Source organism: Mariniflexile sp. TRM1-10 (genome assembly GCF_003425985.1).
In the GTDB taxonomy this organism is placed as follows: Bacteria; Bacteroidota; Bacteroidia; order Flavobacteriales; family Flavobacteriaceae; genus Mariniflexile.
Window position 1 is genome coordinate 917,776 of sequence record NZ_CP022985.1, and the last position, 23,444, is coordinate 941,219.

The 23,444-nt window shown below is 35.3% G+C and carries 22 protein-coding genes; 13 read left to right on the forward strand and 9 right to left on the reverse strand.

Going from position 1 to position 23,444, the window contains the following annotated elements; all coding sequences use genetic code 11:
* The 6 genes from CJ739_RS04260 to CJ739_RS04285 all read right to left on the reverse strand — a co-directional run bounded on the left by CJ739_RS04260 (position 1) and on the right by CJ739_RS04285 (position 6,246).
* A complete protein-coding gene (locus CJ739_RS04260) occupies positions 1-849 on the reverse strand; it encodes an energy transducer TonB (RefSeq protein WP_117172798.1) in 849 nt (282 codons plus the stop codon).
* Positions 850-911: 62 nt separating this feature from the next.
* Positions 912-1,304, reverse strand: a complete 393-nt coding sequence (locus tag CJ739_RS04265; protein WP_117172799.1) for an ExbD/TolR family protein — start codon at positions 1,302-1,304, stop codon at positions 912-914.
* 1 nt (position 1,305) lies between these two features.
* Positions 1,306-2,007 (reverse strand): MotA/TolQ/ExbB proton channel family protein, encoded by a 702-nt coding sequence (locus CJ739_RS04270; RefSeq protein WP_117172800.1) that lies wholly within the window; start codon positions 2,005-2,007, stop codon positions 1,306-1,308.
* A 201-nt stretch (positions 2,008-2,208) separates the two neighbouring features.
* Positions 2,209-3,606, reverse strand: coding sequence for a sodium:proton antiporter NhaD (gene nhaD, locus CJ739_RS04275; protein ID WP_117172801.1), 1,398 nt, complete (start codon positions 3,604-3,606; stop codon positions 2,209-2,211).
* Positions 3,607-3,621: 15 nt separating this feature from the next.
* Positions 3,622-4,848 carry a Glu/Leu/Phe/Val dehydrogenase dimerization domain-containing protein gene (locus CJ739_RS04280; RefSeq protein ID WP_117172802.1) on the reverse strand — a complete coding sequence of 409 codons (1,227 nt, stop codon included), beginning with the start codon at positions 4,846-4,848 and terminating at the stop codon, positions 3,622-3,624.
* A 333-nt stretch (positions 4,849-5,181) separates the two neighbouring features.
* Complete coding sequence (locus CJ739_RS04285) at positions 5,182-6,246, reverse strand: anhydro-N-acetylmuramic acid kinase (RefSeq protein ID WP_117172803.1); 1,065 nt, start codon at positions 6,244-6,246, stop codon at positions 5,182-5,184.
* 94 nt (positions 6,247-6,340) lie between these two features.
* On the opposite strand from CJ739_RS04285, the gene CJ739_RS04290 reads away from it, so the two are divergent.
* The 9 genes from CJ739_RS04290 (at position 6,341) to CJ739_RS04330 (ending at position 14,501) form a co-directional block, all read left to right on the forward strand.
* Positions 6,341-7,483: an acyl-CoA dehydrogenase gene (locus CJ739_RS04290; protein WP_117172804.1), complete on the forward strand. Its 1,143-nt coding sequence runs from the start codon at positions 6,341-6,343 to the stop codon at positions 7,481-7,483.
* Positions 7,484-7,963: 480 nt separating this feature from the next.
* Positions 7,964-8,299 (forward strand): arsenosugar biosynthesis-associated peroxidase-like protein, encoded by a 336-nt coding sequence (locus CJ739_RS04295; RefSeq protein ID WP_106660819.1) that lies wholly within the window; start codon positions 7,964-7,966, stop codon positions 8,297-8,299.
* Positions 8,300-8,401: 102 nt separating this feature from the next.
* On the forward strand, positions 8,402-9,454 hold the full coding sequence (gene arsS, locus CJ739_RS04300; RefSeq protein WP_117172805.1) for an arsenosugar biosynthesis radical SAM (seleno)protein ArsS: 1,053 nt from the start codon (positions 8,402-8,404) through the stop codon (positions 9,452-9,454).
* A gap of 22 nt (positions 9,455-9,476) precedes the next feature.
* Positions 9,477-10,145, forward strand: coding sequence for a TIGR04282 family arsenosugar biosynthesis glycosyltransferase (locus CJ739_RS04305; protein ID WP_117172806.1), 669 nt, complete (start codon positions 9,477-9,479; stop codon positions 10,143-10,145).
* Positions 10,138-10,950 carry a purine-nucleoside phosphorylase gene (locus CJ739_RS04310; RefSeq protein ID WP_117172807.1) on the forward strand — a complete coding sequence of 271 codons (813 nt, stop codon included), beginning with the start codon at positions 10,138-10,140 and terminating at the stop codon, positions 10,948-10,950. The genes CJ739_RS04305 and CJ739_RS04310 overlap by 8 nt, the downstream gene beginning before the upstream one ends.
* Before the next feature lie 221 nt (positions 10,951-11,171).
* Positions 11,172-12,140: an arsenosugar biosynthesis arsenite methyltransferase ArsM gene (gene arsM / locus CJ739_RS04315; protein ID WP_117172808.1), complete on the forward strand. Its 969-nt coding sequence runs from the start codon at positions 11,172-11,174 to the stop codon at positions 12,138-12,140.
* A 222-nt stretch (positions 12,141-12,362) separates the two neighbouring features.
* Complete coding sequence (locus CJ739_RS04320) at positions 12,363-13,250, forward strand: sterol desaturase family protein (protein ID WP_117172809.1); 888 nt, start codon at positions 12,363-12,365, stop codon at positions 13,248-13,250.
* Positions 13,247-13,948: a DUF547 domain-containing protein gene (locus tag CJ739_RS04325; protein WP_117172810.1), complete on the forward strand. Its 702-nt coding sequence runs from the start codon at positions 13,247-13,249 to the stop codon at positions 13,946-13,948. Before CJ739_RS04320 ends, CJ739_RS04325 begins: the two co-directional genes overlap by 4 nt.
* Positions 13,941-14,501, forward strand: coding sequence for a glycosyltransferase (locus CJ739_RS04330; protein ID WP_335645421.1), 561 nt, complete (start codon positions 13,941-13,943; stop codon positions 14,499-14,501). The genes CJ739_RS04325 and CJ739_RS04330 overlap by 8 nt, the downstream gene beginning before the upstream one ends.
* A 471-nt stretch (positions 14,502-14,972) precedes the next feature.
* Here the strand turns inward: CJ739_RS04330 and CJ739_RS04335 are convergent, their stop codons facing one another.
* Together CJ739_RS04335 and CJ739_RS04340 are read right to left on the reverse strand one after the other, a co-directional pair.
* A complete protein-coding gene (locus CJ739_RS04335; RefSeq protein WP_117172811.1) occupies positions 14,973-15,704 on the reverse strand; it encodes a metallophosphoesterase family protein in 732 nt (243 codons plus the stop codon).
* An 81-nt stretch (positions 15,705-15,785) separates the two neighbouring features.
* On the reverse strand, positions 15,786-16,790 hold the full coding sequence (locus CJ739_RS04340) for a glycoside hydrolase family 113 (protein ID WP_162880122.1): 1,005 nt from the start codon (positions 16,788-16,790) through the stop codon (positions 15,786-15,788).
* Between the two features lie 92 nt (positions 16,791-16,882).
* Here CJ739_RS04340 and CJ739_RS04345 point away from each other — a divergent pair, with 92 nt between their 5' ends.
* From CJ739_RS04345 to CJ739_RS04360, 4 genes are all read left to right on the forward strand, one after another.
* Positions 16,883-18,187, forward strand: coding sequence for an NAD(P)/FAD-dependent oxidoreductase (locus tag CJ739_RS04345; protein WP_117172812.1), 1,305 nt, complete (start codon positions 16,883-16,885; stop codon positions 18,185-18,187).
* Between the two features lie 71 nt (positions 18,188-18,258).
* Positions 18,259-19,860 carry a 4Fe-4S binding protein gene (locus CJ739_RS04350; RefSeq protein WP_117172813.1) on the forward strand — a complete coding sequence of 534 codons (1,602 nt, stop codon included), beginning with the start codon at positions 18,259-18,261 and terminating at the stop codon, positions 19,858-19,860.
* Positions 19,861-19,935: 75 nt separating this feature from the next.
* Positions 19,936-20,628 carry a glycosyltransferase family 2 protein gene (locus CJ739_RS04355; protein WP_117172814.1) on the forward strand — a complete coding sequence of 231 codons (693 nt, stop codon included), beginning with the start codon at positions 19,936-19,938 and terminating at the stop codon, positions 20,626-20,628.
* A complete protein-coding gene (locus CJ739_RS04360) occupies positions 20,625-22,115 on the forward strand; it encodes a cellulose synthase family protein (RefSeq protein WP_117172815.1) in 1,491 nt (496 codons plus the stop codon). The genes CJ739_RS04355 and CJ739_RS04360 overlap by 4 nt, the downstream gene beginning before the upstream one ends.
* 637 nt (positions 22,116-22,752) lie before the next feature.
* Here CJ739_RS04360 and CJ739_RS04365 read toward each other — a convergent pair.
* Positions 22,753-23,253 carry a hypothetical protein gene (locus CJ739_RS04365; protein ID WP_117172816.1) on the reverse strand — a complete coding sequence of 167 codons (501 nt, stop codon included), beginning with the start codon at positions 23,251-23,253 and terminating at the stop codon, positions 22,753-22,755.
* Positions 23,254-23,444 lie beyond the last annotated feature (191 nt).

Below are 23,444 nucleotides of genomic sequence, written 5' to 3' on the forward strand. Positions count from 1 at the left end.
TTATTGCCCTAATTTGAAGTTTACTTTTACAAAACCTATTTGTTTTGTAGGCGCATTAGGATCTGGGCGCCATTTATGTGATAAGGCTATTTTTTTAGCGGGTTCTAGCAAACATGCCGCAGTATTAGTCGTTCCTCTCACGCCTGGTTCTGCTTCAATAACACTACCGTTTCTATTTACAATTATTTTGACAATCACCATTCCAGACTCGTTGCAATCTTGCTTAAGTGTTTGGTATGATGCGCTTCCCCTACCGTTTAGTCCATAACCTACTCCACCACTTCCTGAGCCTCCCGAACCAAAATAACTTGGTGCATAAGGATCACCATCCAATTGTCCTTTATCGCCTGCTTTATTATCGTCGCCTTCACCACCTGTTGCTGTACCTTCCGATTTACTAACACCGCCAATTAAAGCGTCTAACTTTTTCTTTTTCTCTTCTAACTCACGCTTTTCTTTAGCGATTCTTTCTGCTTCTGCCTTAGCTTTGGCATCGGCAATTGCTTTCGCCTTGGCTTCAGCTTCCTTTTGTTTCTTTATAGCGATTTCTTCCGAATTATCGGCGGTTAAAACTTCTTCTTTCGTTTCAGCAGCTTTTGTTGGTTCTACTTTGGAAACTTCGGGTTCTGTAGGGCGATTGATATCTAAAGGCTCCGATTTTATAGGTTTTAGGGGCTGCACTGTGCCTGAACCAAAATCGGTAGTACCAAAATTTACTGAAATGCCGTATTCTTCCGGTGGATCCATGTAAGGAGCCCCCACCACAAACAACAACAGCAATAATATAACAGTTATTAACGCCGTTAATTTCGCTGAATCTCTTTCATGTTTGGTTTCGAAATACTTCATTTAGATTAATGATTTCTTTGGTTGAAACGAACTAAAATCGTGCCGCTTTTCGCGAAAGTAAATTAATTGGGCTTTACGGCTAATATGACTTTAAACTTGTTTCTATTTGCGATATCCATAACCTTCACCACATTTTCAACAGGCACCGATTTTTCAGCTCTTAAAACAATGGTTGGCTTTTCTTCTGAAGCCAATGCTGCTAATAATTCAGTTTCTAAAACACTTTCGCCTATACGTCTTTGGTCGATATAATAAGTTAAGTCTGCTTTTATACTAACAGCTACAGACTTTTTGTTCTCGGTTTTTCCGCTAGCTTTAGGTAATAAAATATCAATAGCACTTGTCGAAACCAATGTAGAAGCTATCATAAAAAATATTAGTAACAGAAAAACAATATCTGTCATAGATGACATATTGAATTCTGGTGATACTTTATTTCTTCCTCTAATGTTCATACTATGATGGTTCGTTTAAATGATCAAGAAACTCCAATGAGTTCGCTTCCATTTGATACACTACTTTATCGGTTTTTACTACCAAATGATTATATGCCATAAAAGCAACAATCCCCACAATTAAACCAGCAACCGTAGTTGTCATTGCCGTATAAAGCCCACTAGCCAACACATCCATTTGAATGGTGCCTCCTGCATTTGCAAGTTCAAATATGGCTAATATCATTCCAATTACAGTACCAAGAAATCCTATCATAGGTCCTGCACCAGAAATAGTCGCTAAGATACTTACATTTTTCTCCAATCCATAAATCTCTAATCTTCCAGCATTTTCTAAAGCTGTATTAATATCTGCAAGAGGTTTTCCTATTCTAGAAATACCTTTACCAATTAATCTAGATACTGGCGAATTAACCTGTGCACATAGTATCTGAGCAGAATCAACTTTACCGTGCGTTACATGGTCTTTAATTTGATTCATAAAATTCGCATCTATTTTTGACGCTGCTTTTATAGCGAACAAGCGTTCAAAATAAATATAGATTGCCAAAACAAGCATTAAAAATAATACGGCAATTATAAGTTGTCCAGCAAGCCCTCCACTACTAATTAATTCTATAATAGAAAGCGTTTTTTCTACAGGCTCAGCATCGGTAAGTAACTCGGCGCCTTCTTGGGTATTTTGTAATAATGTATTCAACATAAAAAATATATTTCTTGAACTGTATAACGATTCTTTTTGTGTTTAAGTATTTAAAAACACGTATTCTTTAATTCTTTAATTCTTTAATTCTTTAATTCTTTAATTCTTTAATTCTTTAATTCTTTAATTCTTTAATTCTTTAATTCTTTAATTCTTTCCTATTGTAATAATAAAAACTGCACTAAAATAATAAAAACGGTACTAAAATAAGGTTCTAGTTACCATAAATGCGGCCGACCCCACAAGGAATCCTATTGCTGCAAGCCATGAAATCTTTTTTAGGTACCAGAAAAAATCAATTTTTTCCATTCCCATAGCAACGACACCTGCTGCAGAACCTATAATTAACATACTACCTCCAGTTCCTGCAGAAAATGCTACGAAATGCCAAAGCTCATTATCCATAGGCTCTGAGAACATACCTAAACTAGCAGCTACTAAAGGCACATTGTCTATAACTGCTGAACCAACTCCCAATAATAGCATCACTAAGTCTGATACCCCAGAATCGTGCAACTCGGTACCTAGCAATGGCATCCCTTCTTTTAACGAAGCGGCAAACTCAAATAAAATACCCAAAGACTCTAAAGCTGCAACTGCCATTAAAATACCCAAAAAGAATAAAATACTTGGCAACTCTATTTTAGATAATGAATGGTGTACAGGACTATAGTGTGCATGTTCTTCACTTTCTTCTGCTCTGTTAAAATCACTTATGCTAAATTTTGAAGAGCTATACATTTCTGCAAAAACTGCCACAACACCCAACGATAACATCATGCCCACATAGGGAGGTAAATGGGTTACCATTTTGAATATGGGCACAAATACAATGGCTCCAAGTCCTAAATATAACATGACACTACTGAATCTTGATTTAGTTGTTTCTTCTTCTGCTTCCTCAATTTCTAAATTACCTTTAAAAACTGGCAAAAAGGATGCTATAAACGTTGGTACTGCCATACATAAAAATGATGGTATAAATAAATAACCTACTAAATGTCCTGTTGATACTTTTTTACCAATCCAAAGCATGGTCGTTGTAACGTCGCCTATCGGTGACCAAGCACCTCCAGCATTGGCCGCAATGATTATTAGACCTGCATACCAGATACGTATATCTCTGTCTTTTACGATTTTTTGAAGAATTGAAATAAGCACAATAGTTGCGGTAAGGTTATCGATAATTGCAGATAAAATGAATGCTAAAAAGCCAAAAAGCCATAATATTTTTGTTTTCTTCTTAGTTTTCACGAAGTCCTTTATAGTAGAAAATCCATCGAAGTAATCAATAATCTCAACAATGGTCATGGCTCCTAAAAGGAATACTAATATCTCAGCTGTTTTTCCAAGGTGATGCAATAAGGTTTCTTCCATTAAATGCATTTTCTCTTCTGGTGCAAATCCTGCAAACCCTTCTACCAAACTATGTTTAGCCGAATCGAACCAGTTAGGAAAACTCTCCAATCCTAATGATATTAATGCCCAAGAAATGGCCATCATAACCAAAGCGGGGATAAGTTTATCTACTTTTAGGTTATGTTCGAGAGTGATTGCTAAATAACCTATTACAAATACTAAAATAATTGCTGCTTCCATAAAAAATTTAAAAAATTATATAAGTTGGCTTAATGCAATTTCAAAAGCAGTTGCACTAATGCCGGTTTTAGATTGGTTTTTATTATATACGTTTTCTATTGCCTCTTTAATTTTGTTCGATGTATCATTGAATATGGCTTCATCTGTCATTTGAACACGGCGTTCCATAAAATAGGCAAACACCCGGGCCATTCCACAATTTGAAATAAAATCCGGTATCAAGCTTACCCTATAATCGGTATGTTCCATAATGTTTCCAAAGAAAATTTCCTTATCGGCAAACGGTACATTCGCACCACAAGAAATGACCTCTAGCCCACTATCAATCATTTCATCTATTTGATGAATGGTAATTAAACGTGATGCTGCACAAGGCGCAAATATCTCTGTTTTAATTGACCAGATTTTTTGATTAATTTCTTCAAAAGGAATTAAATTATCACTTACCAAAGTGTTTCCTGCTTTAGCTAAAAACAGGTTTGTAATCTCTTCAAAAGTGAAGCCTTTTTCATTAATTAAACCGCCCGCAATATCGATAATTCCGACCACTTTTGCACCCATTTGAGACAAATAAAATGCGGCGGCGGCACCTACATTTCCAAATCCTTGAATTACAGCACGTTTTCCTTTTACAGAACCTCCATAGGTATTATAATAGTGTTTAACGGCTTCGGCTACGCCAAAACCAGTTATCATATCGGCAACGGTATATTTTCTTGAAACATTGGGAGAATAGACTGGATTTTCAATAACTTTAATAACCCCTTGTCTTAACTGTCCTATGCGGTTTATTTTATCGGCTTCGGTTGGTTTAAAATGGCCATTAAAAACCCCCTCCTGCGGGTGCCAAACACCGCTCTCTTCGGTTATTGGAATAACTTCGTGTGTTTCATCAACATTTAAATCACCTCCAGTACCGTAATAACTTTTTAACAGTGGGGAAACGACTTTATACCAACGCTCTAATACGCCTTTTTTCCGAGGATCTTTAGGGTCGAAGTTAATTCCAGACTTAGCACCTCCAATAGCTGGACCAGATACGGTAAATTTAATTTCCATGGTTTTTGCTAACGACAACACTTCGTTCATATCGAGACCTTTACGCATACGTGTTCCGCCTCCAGCAGCACCACCTCGTAACGAATTTATCACCACCCAACCTTCGGCTTCGGTTTCAGAATCCTTCCAATTAAAAATAATTTCGGGTGCTTTGTCTTCGTACTTTTTTAATAATTCTTTCATTTATATAGATGGATTCAATTTTTAGCTTTCTTTTTTCTTGTTTACTTACTGTACATATCTGTACATAGCTAAAGCTGAGTCATTTTAGGAAAGTGATTTAATTATTAATTTGGCAAATATAAAAAACTAAAATCCGTAGAGGTTAATTTTACATTATTTTTTAATTCGAATTATGTATTAGAACTTCGTAATGAGGGTTGAAAATACAATAAAATCTATTGGTTTCTTAATTTTAGCATAGCATCGCTACGGTTAAATTAAAAAACAAAGTAAAACGTTAGATTTTGCAGTAGTTTTTGAACCGTAATAGATTTTCTAATGCATAATTCGGGTTTAAGGAAGATATATTTTACCAGAACTGTGATTTTGGCTTGCACCCGTAACACTTTTTAAAGAATTTACCTCATTACGCAGCCTCAAAACACCTAAGAAACCAAAAATTAAGGCTTCTTTAAATTCCACTATAGCTTTTGATGGGATCATTATTTCATTCTTTGAATATGCCTCAAGCCTGTTTATTAAATAGGTATTATAAACACCTCCTCCAGTTGCCAAAACCGAAGCATCGCTTTTTTTATTTATTTCTGAAGCAAGCTGTATAGCAATATGTTCTACAAATGTTTTTAAAATATCCTTTATTTCTAATTGAAAGGAATCTATAAGAGGAAAGATATTTTTATCGACCCATTCGAGTCCTAAAGATTTAGGGGAATTGGCTTTATAAAACTCTAAACTATTTAGTTTTTCAAGTAATTCATTATTAATAGTTCCTGTTGAAGCTATCTTCCCTTCATCATCATAATGGAGCCCTAACTGTTCAACATAACGGTTTAAAACAATATTTACGGGACACACATCGTAAGCAATTCTATCAACACCGGTATCGGTAGAAATATTAGCAAATCCACCTAGGTTTAAACAAAAATCATATTCAGAAAACAACAATTTATCGCCTATTGGCACTAAAGGAGCCCCTTGACCACCTAATGCGACATCTTGCACCCTGAAATCACAAACCACTGTCTGTCCTAATAAAACTGCCAAATGCGGCATGTTACCTATTTGGTAGGTGATTCCTTTTTCCGGTTGATGCAATGCGGTATGTCCATGCGAGCAAATGGCATCAATATCCTTAATTTCGAATTTATTTATAAAGGCTTTAATTCGCATGAATAAATAATTAGTATAATTAGTATCCATTTCCCTTAAGCCTTCCAAACTGTAAGAAACCAAGCCTTTTAGGTTTTCCACCCATTCCGAATTATATGCTATTGTTTCAGAATAAATTATTTTAAAATGCCAGGTTCCATCAAATTGGAATGTTGCATAAACAAAGTCTATCCCATCTAACGATGTTCCTGACATAACACCTATAACCTTATACTCGTCTTTCATCATATCGAACAAAAATAACAATCCAAATTAAATAATTAACACTAAAAAGCTATATTTGTAAATATTTTTTAACAAATCATCATCTTAATTGAGAATTATGAATTTTAATCTTTCCGAAGAACACATTATGATACGCGATGCCGCTCGCGATTTTGCTCAAACAGAATTACTACCAGGTGTTATTGAACGTGACGAAAACCAACATTTCCCTAAAGAATTGGTTAAAAAAATGGGGGATTTAGGATTTCTTGGCGTTATGGTCGACCCAAAATATGGTGGTAGTGGTATGGATGCTATATCGTATGTGTTAATTATGGAAGAATTATCAAAAATTGACGCTTCGGCTTCGGTTATAGTGTCTGTTAACAATTCCTTAGTGTGCTACGGCATTGAAACTTTTGGAACTGAAGCACAAAAACAAAAATACTTAACAAAATTAGCAACTGGTGAGTTTATTGGAGCCTTCTGTTTAAGCGAACCCGAAGCTGGTAGTGATGCGACCTCTCAAAAAACCTCAGCTATAGATAAAGGGGATCATTATCTATTAAACGGCACTAAAAACTGGATTACCAATGGTGGACGCGCCGATGTGTATTTAGTCATTGCGCAAACCGATAAGGATAAAGGTTCCCATGGTATTAATACTTTTATAGTTGAAAAAGGAACCGAAGGGTTTCATGTAGGACCAAAAGAAAATAAATTAGGGATTCGCGGAAGCGACACCCACACCTTACAATTTAACGATGTAAAAGTACCCAAAGAAAATCGCATCGGGGAGGATGGCTCAGGATTTAGATTCGCCATGAAAACACTATCTGGAGGTCGTATTGGCATTGCTTCACAGGCTCTAGGCATTGCTTCCGGTGCATACGAATTAGCATTAAAATACTCAAAAGAACGCAAAGCTTTTGGTACCGAAATATGCAACCACCAAGCGATTGCTTTTAAACTGGCAGATATGCATACCGAAATTGAAGCTGCTCGCCATTTAGTAATGAAAGCCGCTTGGGATAAAGACCAAGACAACAATTACGATGTGTCGAGTGCCATGGCAAAATTATACGCATCAAAAGTAGCCATGGAGCACACAGTAGAAGCAGTTCAAATACATGGTGGCAACGGTTTCGTAAAAGATTATCATGTGGAACGATTGATGCGTGACGCTAAAATCACCCAGATTTACGAAGGCACTTCCGAAATTCAAAAAATCGTTATTTCAAGAAGCTTGATAAAACAATAAAAACTTTAGCCTGATCCCATCTTGGCCCTTTTGATTGAAACGAAAATATTCTTTGCGTAAGCTGGCTCGTTCTCTAAAACAACCTGCTGGGTTATTTTTATACACGCCGCCGTCCTGTTCCATATTTTAGCTTTTTAGCACTTCATAGCAGCGCTACGGAGTAAAAAAACAGGTAAGATATGGGGCAAAAAGATTATTTTGCAGCCAATTGAGAAAAGTCAAGATTACCGATTTATGGGCTTGCTTTTTGTAATAATTAGTTACTCAGCGCTTATTAAAACAGATATGCAAATAGACATTTGAATAGCAATTTATTGTCATTTCTTCTATTTTCTTTATTCTTTATTCTATTTTCTTCTAGCGAAGCCTTGAATCAATCGGATACTAATGAAATTAAATAATGGACTTTTTTTTTGTTAAGTATATTAAAACCTTCCGACTTAAAGCCAATAGATTTTTATCTTTAGAAAAAAATACTTTATGCAAAAAACATATTACGACCCAGCCGATTTAAAAAAGTTTGGAAAAATCTCTGAATGGAATGAAGAATTAGGCGCAAAATTTTTCGATTACTACGGAAAGGTTTTTGAAGAAGGCGCACTGACAGAAAGAGAAAAATCGTTAATAGCCTTGGCTGTATCGCATACCATCCAATGTCCCTATTGCATTGATGCCTATACGGGGGATGGATTACAACGAGGTATTACCAAAGAAGAAATGATGGAAGCACTGCATGTTGCCGCAGCGATTCGTGGTGGTGCATCGTTAGTACACGGTGTTCAAATGATGAATAAAGTGAACAAGTTAGACATGTAAAATGAGTTACGATTTTTGATTTCTTTAATTCGTAATCAAGCTGGAAGACGGAAGTTAAAGTAAACCATGAAACTCTGAAGCTTTGAAACTTTGAAACTTTTTATGATCAAATCCCTACATAAACGCGAAAGCGCACTAGCAAATAGCAAACGGCAATTAGAAATTTTATCGAATGGTATTTTTCAAAAAGGCGTATTACCAACTTTTAAGGAGAAGATTTCTGAAACAAATGAATTTCCACTTAAAGCTAAAAAACTTGAAATTTTACAAATTAATGTGGGCTACATGTGTAATCAAGTATGCTCGCATTGCCATGTAGATGCAGGTCCAGACCGCAAAGAAATTATGACGCGGGAAACCATGATTCAGTGTTTGAACGTTATAAAAAACACAGGCGCACACACTTTAGACTTAACAGGAGGCGCCCCCGAAATGAATCCAAATTTCCGATGGTTTGTTGAAGAAGCCTCAAAAGCCGGTATAAAAGATTTTATTGTTCGTTCTAATTTAACCATTATTACTGCCAATAAAAAATACAACGATTTGCCTGAATTTTTCAAAAAACACAACGTGCATGTCGTAAGTTCGATGCCCCATTGGACCCGTGGAAAAACCGACAAACAAAGAGGATACGGTGTTTTTAACGCTTCTATTGAGGCATTAAAAATGCTTAATGCTGTTGGTTATGGCATGCCAGAAAACAAGTTGCGATTAGATTTGGTCTACAACCCATCAGGCGCTTTTTTACCAAGCAATCAAAAGTCAATGGAAAAAGATTTTAAAAAGGCACTTTTAGAAGCATTCAATATTCACTTTCATAATTTATTTGCTATAACCAATTTACCTATTAGCAGGTTTTTAGATTATTTAATTGCTTCTGAAAACTACGAAGATTACATGTATGCTTTGGTCGAGGCTTACAATCCCGCAGCAGTAGCAAATGTGATGTGTACCAATACCCTATCTGTAAGTTGGGATGGTTATTTATATGATTGCGATTTCAACCAAATGCTACAACTTCCTGTAAATAGTAAAGTAAAACACATTTCAGATTATAATGAAGACTTATTAGAAGGCAGAAACATCGTAATGTCACAACATTGTTATGGTTGCACCGCAGGAGCAGGAAGTAGTTGCCAAGGCAGTGTGATTTAAGTGGAATTTTCAAAAGACATTCATGGGGATTTTAAGCAATAGCAACAATGATAATCAAGAGATGGCTACACATTTTTCTTCTTCTAAAAAAGCCATCATTATTTTTACAAGAAATCCCGAATTAGGGCAATGTAAAACCAGATTAGCCAAAACTATTGGAGACACATCGGCATTAGAAGTTTACAAACATCTTTTAAAACATACCGCAAATGTTGCCAAAATCACGAATGCCGATAAATTTGTATTTTATTCTGAAGCCATTCAAAAAAACGATTTTTGGGACGCTTCCATTTTTAGAAAGAAATTACAGGAAGGATCCGATTTAGGAGCAAAAATGCAAAATGCTTTTACAGACATTTTTTCGTTAGGCTATAAAAAAGTCATTATAATAGGCAGCGATTTACTCGATTTAAAAGCTACACACATAAATTTAGCATTTGATGCCTTAAATGAAAACGAATTCGTTATCGGACCTGCAAAAGATGGTGGTTATTACCTTTTAGGGATGCATGCTATGCAAGACACTATTTTTAAAGACAAAGCTTGGGGAACGCCTTCCGTATTAAAAGAAACCCTGAAAAATTTAACAGATAGCAACTACTATTTACTAGAAGAATTAAACGATATTGATACCTTTGAAGATATGAAACACTATCAAGAACTAGAAAAATATTATATTAAAAATGATTAAGTACATAGAAGAAACCGTTACGTATTTACAAGACAAAGGATTCGAAAATCCTGAAATAGGCATTATATTAGGCACCGGTTTAGGGCAACTTACAAATGACATCGACATCATAAAAGAAGTTAGCTACAACCACATCCCTAACTTCCCAACAGCCACTGTAGAGTTCCATAAAGGCAAACTCATTTATGGTATTTTAGAAGGCAAAAAAGTCATGGTTATGCAAGGGCGCTTTCACATTTACGAAGGCTACTCGCTACAAGACGTTACCTACCCGGTTCGTATCATGGAAAAATTAGGCATCAAAACCTTATTAATTTCCAATGCAGCAGGAGCCATCAATTTAAATTTCAAAAAAGGCGAACTCATGCTTATTGAAGACCACATTAATCTTCAAGGTAGTTCCCCATTGGCCTTTAAAGGCGTTGAATTATTGGGCGAACGCTTTACCGACATGAGCGCACCTTACAATGCCGAAATCAATTCAAAATTCAAATCCATAGCAAAAGCCCACAACATGACATTACACGAAGGGGTTTATGCCAGCGTCGTTGGTCCGCAATTAGAAACCCGTGCAGAATACCGCATGTTAAAAATTATGGGAGCCGATGCGGTGGGGATGAGTACCGTACCCGAAATTATTGTCGCCAATCATTTAAAATTAAAAGTGGCTGCGGTGTCAGTTTTGACCGATGAATGCGACCCAAACAACTTAAAACCTGTTGATATTGCCGAAATTATCGCCATGGCAGGAAAAGCAGAACCCAACATGATTACATTATTTAAAGAATTGATAAAGACATTATAGGGTATTTGGGCGTTACCACACCCTTCGTCTCCGCTCAGGGCAGGCTGTCGGGCTTTCCGCTATATCTTTTTTTGCTTTTAATGGCAAAAAAGGATGCCGCTGCAAATGCGTAGCATTCACGATTTCATTGATTTAAAAACAGGATGCATGAGTAATCCCTAACGCAAAACAAGACCTCACAGGTTTTAAAAACCTGTGAGGTCTAAAAAAACAGAAAAAAAATGAGCTATTTAGAAGCCACACATAACGTATACAAAGAAGCTGCTTTAACACCAGACGTTGGTTTATGCTGTACCACCAACCCTATTTGGGAATTACCCGGTTTAAAGATTCCTAAAATCATGCAAGAAATGAATTATGGCTGTGGCAGCACCGTGCATGCACGCGATTTAACCAACAATCCAAAAATGCTTTATGTGGGTGTTGGTGGTGGTATGGAATTGTTGCAATTCGCCTATTTTAATCGTCAGAAAGGTGGCGTTATTGGTATTGATGTGGTTGACGAAATGCTCGAAGCATCGCGTAAAAACTTTATAGAAGCCGAAGCACAAAACCCATGGTTTAAAAGTGAGTTTGTAGACCTAAAAAAAGGCGATGCCATGAATCTGCCCGTTGAAGATAATAGTATTGACATCGCAGCACAAAATTGCCTTTTCAATATTTTTAAGGCGGACGATTTAAAACAAGCCGTTTCAGAAATGTATCGCGTACTAAAACCACATGGCAAATTGGTAATGAGCGACCCCACCTGCGAACAAGAAATGAATGATGCTCTTAGAAACGATGATCGTTTGCGTGCTTTATGTTTAAGTGGTAGTTTACCAATAGCCGATTATGTAAAAGCGCTCACCGATGCGGGTTTTGGCACCATTGAAATTAGAGCCAGAAAACCATATCGAATTCTTGATCCCAAAAGCTATCCAACACAAGAACTTATATATATTGAATCTATTGAAGTAGCAGCAATAAAAGACCCGATGCCGAGTGATGGGCCATGTATATTTACAGGAAAAGCAGCTATTTACTATGGCGAACACCATTACTTTGATGACAAAAAAGGACACGTTTTACTTAAAAACCAACCTTTAGCTATTTGCGATAAAACAGCAGGTGCTTTAGCTTCGTTAAACAGAGACGATATTTTTATTAGTGAATCCACCTTTCATTATGATGGTGGTGGGTGTTGTTAAAATTCCTGCGAAAGCAGGAATCTAGCAAAGATCAATAAAAAGTTTCATTTTGACCTCAAGGTCAAAAACCGAAATTTTGCATTTTACCTCACCCAGAACTGCCTTCGGGCAGTTCTGACCTCTCAAGGAGAAGTGAGTTGGAGGCTGAGCCTTCAGGAAATTATTTAGATTAAAAAGTTAACAAAACAAAAAAATAGATTCCTGCCTTCGCAGGAATTCAATATGGAAAAATATATTGACATCATAAAAAACTCCTATTCCGGATATTGGAATTACTTAAAACATGAGTTGATTTCCATTAACCATTGGGACAACTTTTTTTATGGGTTAATTGGTATTTCACTCATTGTATGGCTATTGGAGATTGTATTTCCATGGCGAAAAAACCAATCCGTTTTTAGGAAAGATTTTTGGTTAGACACCTTTTATATGTTTTTCAACTTCTTCTTTTTAAATTTAATGGTGCTCATTGCTTTATCAAACACCGTAGCTGCGCTATTCGATGATGGTTTAAAAACAATAGGGCTCTCCATTTCAAGCCTTCAACTTTTTGATGTTGATACGCTACCAAAATGGTTAGGATTATTAATATTCTTTTTGGTTTCAGACTTCGTACAATGGAACACACACCGCTTATTGCACCGCGTCCCTTTTCTGTGGAATTTCCACAAAGTCCATCACTCGGTAAAAGAAATGGGATTTGCCGCCCACTTACGCTATCATTGGATGGAACCCGTAGTTTACAAATCACTGTTATATATTCCTATTGCTATTATTGGTGGTTTTGATGCGCAAGATGTTGCCATTGTTTACTTTTTCAGCATTGTTATTGGTCATTTAAACCATGCCAATTTGGGTTGGGATTATGGGTTTTTAAAACACATCCTCAACAACCCCAAAATGCACATTTGGCATCACGCTAAAGAACTCCCTAAGCATGTTAGATTTGGTGTTAATTACGGACTAACACTAAGCCTTTGGGATTATCTTTTCAAAACAAACTACATACCTTACAATGGAAAAGACATTGAATTGGGTTTTGATGGCGATGACCAATTTCCAAAAGATTTTTTAAGTCAGGAAATCTATCCACTTAACAAAAAACAATGACAAAATTGTACAACATCCTTATTTTCATATTATTGAGCTTTCCCATGCAAGCTCAAAATTTTGATCATTCATCATGGACTAAACTTTTGCAAAAACATGTTTCCAACGAGGGCCAGGTTCATTACAAAACTTTCAAAACAGACAACAAAGAATTAGCAACATACATCAGGTATTTAAGCAAAAATACTCCCAACGACACTTATTCAAAAGAAGAAAAACTAGCTTATTGGATAAACGCTTACAACGCATTAACTATCGATTTAATTTTACGCAATTATCCAATTAAAAGCATTAAAGACATTAAAAAACCCTGGGATCAACGTATTTGGACATTTTCTGATGAATGGTATAATTTAAATGCTATTGAACATGAAATTCTTCGCAAAATGAACGAACCCCGTATTCATTTTGCCATTGTTTGTGCCTCTGTTTCTTGTCCGAAATTATTAAACGAAGCTTATACCTCTAAAAATTTAGACGTTCAGCTTACAAAAGCTACAAAAGATTTTTTAGCCGATAACACTAAAAATTCTATTTCAACAGACAAACTGGAACTATCAAAAATATTCCAGTGGTTTGCCAAAGATTTTAAACAAAATGGGGCTTTAATTGATTTTTTAAATTTAAATACAGATATCAAGATTTCTAATAAAGCCAAAACAAGTTATAAAGACTATAATTGGAATTTGAATGAATAAAATTTCAATTATCATTCCTGTTTTAAATGAAGCTAACACCATTGCTAACTTACTTCATTATCTGATAACTAATTCGTCTCCGGAAAATATTGCAGACATTATCGTAGTGGACGGTGGAAGTTCTGATGGCACCAAAAATATGGTATCATCTTTTATATCAAGTCAAACGCAGTCGAAACCACAGAACTTTTCGACCACGCTCGAAGATACTACCATTCAGCTTTTAACTTCAGCTAAAGGCAGGGCCAAACAAATGAACTTTGGTGCAAAACATGCCACTGGGAACATCCTTTACTTTTTATATGCCGATTCATTTCCCCCTAAAGATTTCGACAAATTAATTATTGAAAAAGTTGAAAAAGGCAATAAAGCAGGTTGCTTTAGCATGCAATTTAACAGCGACCATTGGTGGCTAAAGTTAGCTGGTTGGCTAACTCGATTTAATTGGAAAGTGTGCAGAGGTGGCGACCAAAGTTTGTTTATCACCAAATCACTATTCAGTGATATTGCGGTTATAATGAAAATTTCACCATTTACGAAGACAACGATTTAATTGCTAAACTTTACAAGCTCAAACAATTTACAGTCATTCAAAAATGGCTTATTACCTCTGCAAGACATTATAATAATAACGGCGTTTGGAAACTACAATACCATTTTATGGTGATTCATTTAAAAAAGCGTTTTGATGCTTCGGCAGAAGATTTACACAACTACTACAAACGGCATATCTGCTAACTTAACAACGTTTGATCGATGTTAGAAGTACAATGTTAAAAGTTTAGAGTTTAATGTACCGATGAAGTTTGTGACATACGATTGAACGATTCAACGGTTAAAACAATTAAAAGTCACATGTTATGTTCATCAACCTTAACTAAGGATTTGTAATGATATCGTTTTTTATTTAACTATTTAAGCACGTGGATTTCAGATCGCATCGAACTCTTAACTCTTAACTCTGAACTTTTAACTTTTAATATTGTACTTCTAACTTTAAAATTCAAACTCCCCTTAACAAATATTAAACTTTATTTCTCCCTTTTTCATTTGGATATAAACTAGGCAATTCATCACTTTGATAAAATGCTTTGGTTTCAACGTTCATGACTGATATTTTTCCTCTAAAAGCGGCTCCTGTATCGATATTCCAAACATTAAAAGCATGCATTGGCACATCACAATTAAAATTGGTTGTTGGTGTATGTCCTATAAAAATTTCTTTATAATGTCTTAAACGATTGGGAAACAACAGCGAGTCTTCTTCTATACTTTTATCCATGGTTAAAGCCATTTCCCAAAGGGTTCTATCGTAATAAAAAGACTGCTTAAACACTTCTTTTTCTACACCGTGCATTGAGGTGAAACCGGCATGAATAAATAATCGGTTGTCATTATCAATATGATATAAAGGCATTTTCTGGAAAAACTCTAAATGTTTCTTTTTTTCATCTTCAGAGAAAAGCGCATAACTTTCCATGGTTTCTTTACCTCCGTGTATATACCAAGTAAGGTCTACATGTCCAGATTCCAACCAATCCTCACACCAAACATCATGATTTCCTTTTATAAAAATACAATTTATTTTTTCCGAAAGCTCTATTAAAAATGCAATCACTTGTGCAGACTCACTCCATCCATCTACATAATCGCCCACAAAAATCAGGGTATCCTCTTCTTTAACTTCTACCTTATTTAAAACCTGTATCAGGGCTTTTAAACCTCCGTGAATATCGCCAATAGCATATACGCTCATAAATCAAATAATTTTTCACAAAACTAAAAAGATTATAATTCAGAATAAAGTAGGCGGCCATTAACTTTAGATAAAAGTTGATTAGTTTGCATATTGTGCTTTAACTAAATCCTCTACAGGTTTATTTTGTGGTGTAAACCTGCTATCGTTTTCTCCACCGGCATCTTTGTGATTGTGAAACCATTTCCATAAAAAACCACCAGCAAACCAATCTTCATTCCAAAATTCTTCAAAAAGTACTTGCATGGTATTTGTTTGCGCTTCCATATTAACCACATTCATATCTCGGTCGCTTTTCCAAGGTTCTTTACCTGCAAAATCAACGCTTCTATAACCAAACTCAGTAAACAAAATAGGTTTTTTATAAGTTTCGGAAAAGGCTTTAATATCTGGTTTATAGTTCAACCATCCATTTCTGCACGCTTCAACAGTGGGTGTTTTTTCATCACTCACAGGAAAATAAGCATCAATCCCTATATAATCCAAATACTCCCAGAAAGGCGTTCTATCATATTCATTCCAATTGGCAGCATAGGTCAATTTACCTTTATAAACCTTTTTAATATCAACAATGAGTTGCTTCCAATACTCTGGACGGTTATCAATAAAACCTTCTAATTCAGTACCAATACAAAAAATTTCAACATGTAGTTCTTGGGCTAATTCGGCATAGGTTAATATAAAACCCGTATACGAATCTTCCAAAACCTTCCAATCTGCTTCCGAAGTCATTTTTATCCCACCCGTAAACGCACCTCTACCAACCCAAATTTGAGGTTTTACCATAACCTTTACATGGTGTTGCTTCAAGCTTTCCGTATATTGTTTCACCCCAACCTTTCTTTCACCAAACCATTGCCTTTCTGTGTTAAACACAATTTCTGGGTGCGATAATTCCCTAATAAACCCAAAGGGCATAATAGCAGCATAATTCGCATGGATATGAAGTATTGGCTTTATGTGTACATTATTAATCGTATCTCTAGAAGCCACAAAACTTACACCGTTTATCTTTTCTGTTTTATGGGACATCATAGCACAAGAACACAAAAGAAAAAACAAACCCATTCCAAAAAGAATCTTCATAGCTTATATTTAATGTTTAAATTTAAACAAATTAAAACAATCCTTTTAAGGTTTTAATACAACCTTCGACCTAATAGACAACTACAACATTTATGGAACATATTGTTATTATTGGTAATGGCATTTCTGGGGTTACGGCAGCTAGGCATATCCGAAAGCTTTCAGACAAGAAAATCACCATCATTTCTGCCGAAACCGATTATTTTTTCTCGCGGACAGCTTTAATGTATGTGTATATGGGGCATATGAAATTTGAGCACACCCAACCTTACGAAAATTGGTTTTGGGAGAAAAACGACATCAATCTTAAACAAGGATTTGTAAAAACAGTTGATACCAATTCTAAAACACTTTATTTTGAATCAGGCGATACTTTAAGTTATGACAAACTCATTATTGCTACTGGAAGCAAACCCAATAAATTTGGATGGCCAGGGCAAGATTTAAAAGGCGTTATGGGTATGTACCACAAGCAAGATTTAGAAAATCTAGAACTCCATGCGCCTAATAATAAAGTCTGTAAGCGTGCAGTAATTGTTGGCGGTGGTTTAATTGGTATTGAACTTGCTGAAATGCTTAACTCCAGAAATATTCCTGTAACTTTTTTAGTGCGGGAATCTAGTTTTTGGAACGATGTGTTACCCGATGGCGAAAGCAACATGATTAACCAACATATTAAAAACCACCATATCGATTTACGTTTATCAACCAATTTAAAAGAAATTATTTCGGATGAAAACGGCAAAGTAATATCTGTAATTGTTGAAGAAACAGGTGAAGAAATTCCGTGTGACGTGGTTGGATTGACAGCAGGCGTCACCCCAAACATCGATTTCATTAAAGATTCCCATATTGAAACAGGCAAAGGCGTAAAAGTGAATCGGTTTTTAGAAACCAATATAAAGGATGTTTATGCTATTGGCGATTGTGCCGAACAACACGAAGCCATAGGCCAACGCCGACCTATTGAAGCGGTTTGGTACACAGGCAGGATGATGGGTGAAACCGTGGCTCAAACTATTTGTGGAAATCGTATGCCATATAACCCAGGGCATTGGTTTAATTCTGCTAAGTTTTTAGATATTGAATACCAAACCTATGGATGGGTTCATAGCTCCACAAACAAACCTGATTACGAACAGCATTTCCATTGGAAACATGAAGATGCCACAAAATGCATCACCATTGCTTTTAACAAAAACACCCATGTTTTTTTAGGCATTAACACCTTTGGAATACGCATGAGACACGAAAAATTCGACAAATGGCTTACCGAAAAACGTGATATGGATTATGTAATGAAGCATTTACAAGAAGCTAATTTCGACCCCGAGTTTTATAAACGCTATGAACATGATATTTTGAAAACTTATAATAATGAATTAAAATTCGCTTAATATCTAGACCTCTTAATATTATTAGACCTCACAGGTTTTAAAAACCTGTGAGGTCTGCTAAAAAAAGTAAAATGAACAACCAAACACATAAAAGCATGTCCTTAGCAAAACCAGAAGCTAATGATTTATCAATAAAACAAAAAGTCGCTGTCGCTTTAGGCGTTATTGGGCTTTTTATTCTTGCTTTGGCAATTTTCAATACCCATTTCCCTAATAAAACCTTATTCTTATCCATTTCAATAGGATTGATTGCGCTAGGAACTATTTTGTTTGCGAACGATGCTTATTTAACAAAACCTGAAGGTATTAAAAACGATGGCGTTTGGTTTAAATCCATATCATCACGAGGTATTTTGGGTTGGGTAACAGGCATTTTACTTACTGGTTTTTATATCGTTCTTTATTTCTATCCACAATATTTAGGACAGACACCTAAAGGGGAACCCAATACGGGCTTCATTTCATTATTCGACCCGCTTAGCAAATTATTAAGCGGAAACCCTGCAAGCCAATGGTTTGTTTACGGTACACTTTATACTGTGGCCATTTTAGTGTTTGGTTATAAATTCATACTAAAATACAGGCACAATAGGCACGAACAGTTACGGACTGTTTCAGTGATGTTTTTTCAACTAGGGTTTGCGTTTCTTATTCCAGAATTTATGTCAAGGCTAAACGCCAGTCCCAATTACAGTTTGCCCTATTACGATTTAAAAAGCATGTGGCCATTAAACTATTATTTGTTTGATAGTTGGTCTATTAACGGGCTACTCTCATCTGGTTCTCTCGGATTACTCATGCTTATTTTTGGCGTGGTTTCCATTTTTGTTATTTCGCCAATCCTTACTTACAAATACGGAAAGCGCTGGTATTGCTCGTGGGTTTGTGGTTGTGGTGCTTTAGCCGAAACTGCTGGCGATTCGTTTAGACATTTAAGCAGCAAAAAACTATCGGCTTGGAAATTAGAGCGCTGGTTAGTACATAGCGTTTTGGTGTTCTCCGTTATTATGACCACTGCTGTTGTCTACACTTATTTAGGAAGCGATCCAAACAAGTTTTGGATAACACGAAGCGCCTTTCTATTGGGTGTTGGTTTATTACTAACCGCCGTTTTCTCTGTAACCATGATTTTTAAAAGAAATGAACTGGGCAAAGACGCACGCTATGGCGCCATAGGTTACTTTGTGGTTATTGCTGCACTATTCATAATGCATTACACAGGAACTTCCGATGAAATCTTTTTAATAAAATCAAGCAGTTTACGTTCGGCTTATGGCTTATACATCGGCTCTATTTTCTCCGGGGTTATTGGTACGGGCTTCTACCCTATTTTAGGCAACCGTGTTTGGTGCCGTTTTGGATGCCCCATGGCAGCAATATTAGGGTTTCAACAACGCATGTTTTCAAAATTTAGAATTACCACTAATGGCGGTCAATGCATTTCTTGCGGCAACTGTTCTGTATATTGCGAAATGGGAATTGATGTTCGTGCCTATGCCCAAAAAGGTGAAAATATAGTACGTTCCAGCTGTGTGGGCTGTGGTATTTGTTCTACAGTTTGTCCCCGTGGGGTATTAAAATTAGAGAACGACTCTATGAAAGGGCGCATTAACACTAATGAAATTCTTCTAGGAAATGATATTAATTTAATGGATTTAGTTAATAAAAAATAATTTAACAAAATAGTAACGTTTTTTAACCAAGTATTCAAAAGTATTGTACTTTTGCACACTGAAAGTTAATTCTTTATGCACAAAATAACAGTAATTATTCCTGCTTATAATGAAGCAGATTCTATTACCAATGTGATAAATGATATTCCTGAAATTGTTAATGAAATTATTGTTGTTAATAATAATTCCACCGACAAAACTGAAGAAAATGCAATAAAAGCAGGCGCAACTGTTTTAACCGAAAAAAAAAGAGGCTACGGAAACGCCTGCCTAAAGGGGTTAGAATACATTGCCAATCAACCTGAAAAACCAAATATTATTGTATTTTTGGATGGCGACTATAGCGATTATCCAGAAGAATTAACAAAAATTGTAGCCCCAATAATCGAAAAAAATATTGATTTTGTTATTGGAGCTCGTGTAAAAAGTTTACGAGAAGTAGGATCTATGACCATGCCCCAAATTTTTGGCAATTGGTTAGCCACCTTTTTAATGAAACTTTTTTTTGGTGCAACATTTACAGATTTAGGCCCTTTTAGAGCCATAAAATACGATAAACTACTAGCACTCCATATGATTGACAAAACCTACGGTTGGACAATAGAGATGCAACTAAAGGCTTTAAAACAAAAATTAACCTATACCGAAGTGCCCGTAAATTACAGAAATAGAATTGGTATCTCAAAAGTTTCAGGAACTATAAAAGGTAGTATATTTGCAGGCGCAAAAATCTTAAGTTGGATTTTTAAATACAGTATCAAAAAATGATTCTAGAAACCACCATTATCATTGTTTACACCATTTCGCTTTTGCTTATTTTTATGTACGCATTGGCGCAATTAAATCTTTTACTAAATTATTTAGCTTCTAAAAAAGCTAAGGATAACTCTCCTACTTTCGATTTTTCAAAACCCGAAGAGATTCCTTATGTAACCATTCAGCTTCCTGTTTATAACGAAATGTATGTTATGGAGCGTTTGCTGGATAACATTGCAAAAATCGACTACCCTTCAGACAAACTAGAAATTCAGGTATTGGATGATTCTACCGATGAAACCGTAGCCTCTACGCGTGCGCATGTAGAAAAACTGCAAGCAACAGGCTTAGATATAAAACATATTACCAGAACCGACAGATCTGGCTTTAAAGCAGGTGCATTAAAAGAAGGGTTAAAAATTGCTAAAGGCGAATTTATTGCCATTTTCGATTCCGATTTCCTTCCAGAAGCAGATTGGTTAAAACGTACCGTTCCTTATTTCAAAGACGAAAAAATTGGCGTAGTACAAACCCGTTGGGGCCATTTAAACCGCAACTATTCCATCCTTACAAAAATACAGGCTTTTGCTTTAGATGCCCATTTTACTTTAGAACAAGTAGGCAGAAACAGTAAAGGGCACTTTATCAACTTTAACGGTACCGCAGGACTTTGGAGAAAAACCTGTATTATAGATGCTGGAAACTGGGAAGGCGACACCTTAACCGAAGATTTGGATTTAAGTTACCGTGCCCAACTTAAAAACTGGAAATTCAAATATTTAGAAAATGTCGAAACCCCTGCCGAATTACCTATTGTCATTAGCGCAGCACGTTCGCAACAGTTTAGATGGAATAAAGGAGGTGCCGAAAATTTTAGAAAAATGCTTTGGCGCGTTTTAAAAAGCGAAAACATTTCATCTAAAACCAAACTACATGGCTTATTGCATTTATTAAACAGTACCATGTTTTTAAATGTACTTATTGTAGCTGTGCTTAGCATCCCGATGCTTTACATAAAAAATGAGTACACACACTTGAAACCATATTTTTATGTTATGAGCTTCTTCGTGATAAGTTCTATCATATTTTTTGTGTGCTATTGGTTTATGTACAAAAATATTTATGGTAGTGGGTTTAAAAACTTTATTCGTTACATAGGTATGTTTTTTGTATTTTTCTCAATTGCCATGGGCTTTTCGCTACACAACTCCATTGCTGTTTTAGAAGGCCATTGGGGCAAGAAAAGTGAATTTGTACGCACACCAAAATTCAACATTAGCTCTATAAAAGACAGTTGGAAAAAGAACAAATACATTAAAAAAACGATCTCTATACATGTTATCTTCGAAGGCATATTAATGCTGTATTTTGCTTTCGGTATGTACAGTGCCTTTATAGTAGGTAACCAAGGTGGCGATTTCGGATTGTTCCCATTTCACTTAATGTTGTTCTTAGGCTTTGGCTATGTGTTTATTAAATCACTGACTTCTAAGGTTTAAAAATTCCTGCGTAGGCAGGAATATAAAGTGTTTTGTTTGGGTGTTACCATACCCTTTGACGACGCTCAGGGAACCTCAACTAATGTTTTCCTAGAAAAAAACCACAACTTTTACGTTGTGATTATTAACTTATTTTTTCTTACTCGTTACGGCACGGAAAACATTTCCATGCTAGCAGGTGTACAACTATCTCATTTTCATTTGATTCCCTTATATGGGACAGCTTGTTTTAAAATGTGCTTGGGAATAGTAGAGGTACGGTAAATACATCCATTTGTATGATAAAAGAAATAGCTGAAAACCTCAACATAAAGCTTTCTGACCTGTTTTCATCATTTGAAAACAGTTAATAAATTACTTCATAAAAGCACTAAACAAAAAAAACAGCACCTGTTTAAAGAGTACTGCTTAGATTGTTGCATAACTGTTTCATTTTTATTCAGTTTCCTTATATGGAAAGCTTGTTTTAAAATGTGCTTGGGAATAGCAGGGGAATAGCAGAGCAGCTTCTATAGTTAAAGAAGTTAGTATTTGCGGTGGTTCAAAGAGAATCACCATATGGTAATACCTATAAATTTGTGCCCTAAACTTTAACACTTTTTAATTGTTTTTTATTACAGAAAGCAGAGCGGGTATTTTATTTAATTTTAAAGTTCCTCATTATACTATTCATTTCTTTGTAATATTTTTCATAATCTTCTGTTTCACTGGTAAAAGTTAGTACATAAGCTTTTTTACTATCTAAATAATAATGTTGAATTACTGTTAATTCAATATTTTGTTGCGTTGCTGTAAAAACTACTCTAAGACAGTCTTTATCATTTACCTTGAATCTTTTACTTTCAATTATTTTTCCGAAATCTTGAATCTCCTTTTCAGAAATATTCGCAAAGTCGTTAAAACTCGTATTAGGAATATTTCTTTTGACCAGATTAATGTTTTCTGCAAAAGAATCTTCATTATTTTTTTTAGCTATAATAATGAAATCAACTCCTTTTTGAGGAGCTTTTTGAAACTCATAATCTACTGGATAGGAAACGCTAAAATCATCTGTTTCATATTTAGTATTTGTACCTTGACTACAGCTTAATGTACTTAATAATAATAATAATAATAATAATAATAATAATAATCTCATAGTATTTTATAATTTTACTGCCAAAATAATGAAAGACATTGAATAGAAAAAATTAAAATGTAAACTAAATAAGTTTTAAAAAAATTGAATCCACTTATTAAAAGTTTATTCGTTTTTGTATTGCTGACTTTTTGTAATATTTTAATAAGTAATTTTGTAGCAAAGTGAAAAATAAAAATTGTACCACTAAA

Coding starts and splice junctions, on each gene's coding strand:
- CJ739_RS04260 (WP_117172798.1), bottom strand. CDS start 849: ATGAAGTATTTCGAAACCAAACATGAAAGAGATTCAGCGAAATTAACG.
- CJ739_RS04265 (WP_117172799.1), bottom strand. CDS start 1,304: ATGAACATTAGAGGAAGAAATAAAGTATCACCAGAATTCAATATGTCA.
- CJ739_RS04270 (WP_117172800.1), bottom strand. CDS start 2,007: ATGTTGAATACATTATTACAAAATACCCAAGAAGGCGCCGAGTTACTT.
- nhaD (WP_117172801.1), bottom strand. CDS start 3,606: ATGGAAGCAGCAATTATTTTAGTATTTGTAATAGGTTATTTAGCAATC.
- CJ739_RS04280 (WP_117172802.1), bottom strand. CDS start 4,848: ATGAAAGAATTATTAAAAAAGTACGAAGACAAAGCACCCGAAATTATT.
- CJ739_RS04285 (WP_117172803.1), bottom strand. CDS start 6,246: ATGATGAAAGACGAGTATAAGGTTATAGGTGTTATGTCAGGAACATCG.
- CJ739_RS04290 (WP_117172804.1), top strand. CDS start 6,341: ATGAATTTTAATCTTTCCGAAGAACACATTATGATACGCGATGCCGCT.
- CJ739_RS04295 (WP_106660819.1), top strand. CDS start 7,964: ATGCAAAAAACATATTACGACCCAGCCGATTTAAAAAAGTTTGGAAAA.
- arsS (WP_117172805.1), top strand. CDS start 8,402: ATGATCAAATCCCTACATAAACGCGAAAGCGCACTAGCAAATAGCAAA.
- CJ739_RS04305 (WP_117172806.1), top strand. CDS start 9,477: ATGGGGATTTTAAGCAATAGCAACAATGATAATCAAGAGATGGCTACA.
- CJ739_RS04310 (WP_117172807.1), top strand. CDS start 10,138: ATGATTAAGTACATAGAAGAAACCGTTACGTATTTACAAGACAAAGGA.
- arsM (WP_117172808.1), top strand. CDS start 11,172: ATGAGCTATTTAGAAGCCACACATAACGTATACAAAGAAGCTGCTTTA.
- CJ739_RS04320 (WP_117172809.1), top strand. CDS start 12,363: ATGGAAAAATATATTGACATCATAAAAAACTCCTATTCCGGATATTGG.
- CJ739_RS04325 (WP_117172810.1), top strand. CDS start 13,247: ATGACAAAATTGTACAACATCCTTATTTTCATATTATTGAGCTTTCCC.
- CJ739_RS04330 (WP_335645421.1), top strand. CDS start 13,941: ATGAATAAAATTTCAATTATCATTCCTGTTTTAAATGAAGCTAACACC.
- CJ739_RS04335 (WP_117172811.1), bottom strand. CDS start 15,704: ATGAGCGTATATGCTATTGGCGATATTCACGGAGGTTTAAAAGCCCTG.
- CJ739_RS04340 (WP_162880122.1), bottom strand. CDS start 16,790: ATGAAGATTCTTTTTGGAATGGGTTTGTTTTTTCTTTTGTGTTCTTGT.
- CJ739_RS04345 (WP_117172812.1), top strand. CDS start 16,883: ATGGAACATATTGTTATTATTGGTAATGGCATTTCTGGGGTTACGGCA.
- CJ739_RS04350 (WP_117172813.1), top strand. CDS start 18,259: ATGAACAACCAAACACATAAAAGCATGTCCTTAGCAAAACCAGAAGCT.
- CJ739_RS04355 (WP_117172814.1), top strand. CDS start 19,936: ATGCACAAAATAACAGTAATTATTCCTGCTTATAATGAAGCAGATTCT.
- CJ739_RS04360 (WP_117172815.1), top strand. CDS start 20,625: ATGATTCTAGAAACCACCATTATCATTGTTTACACCATTTCGCTTTTG.
- CJ739_RS04365 (WP_117172816.1), bottom strand. CDS start 23,253: ATGAGATTATTATTATTATTATTATTATTATTATTATTATTAAGTACA.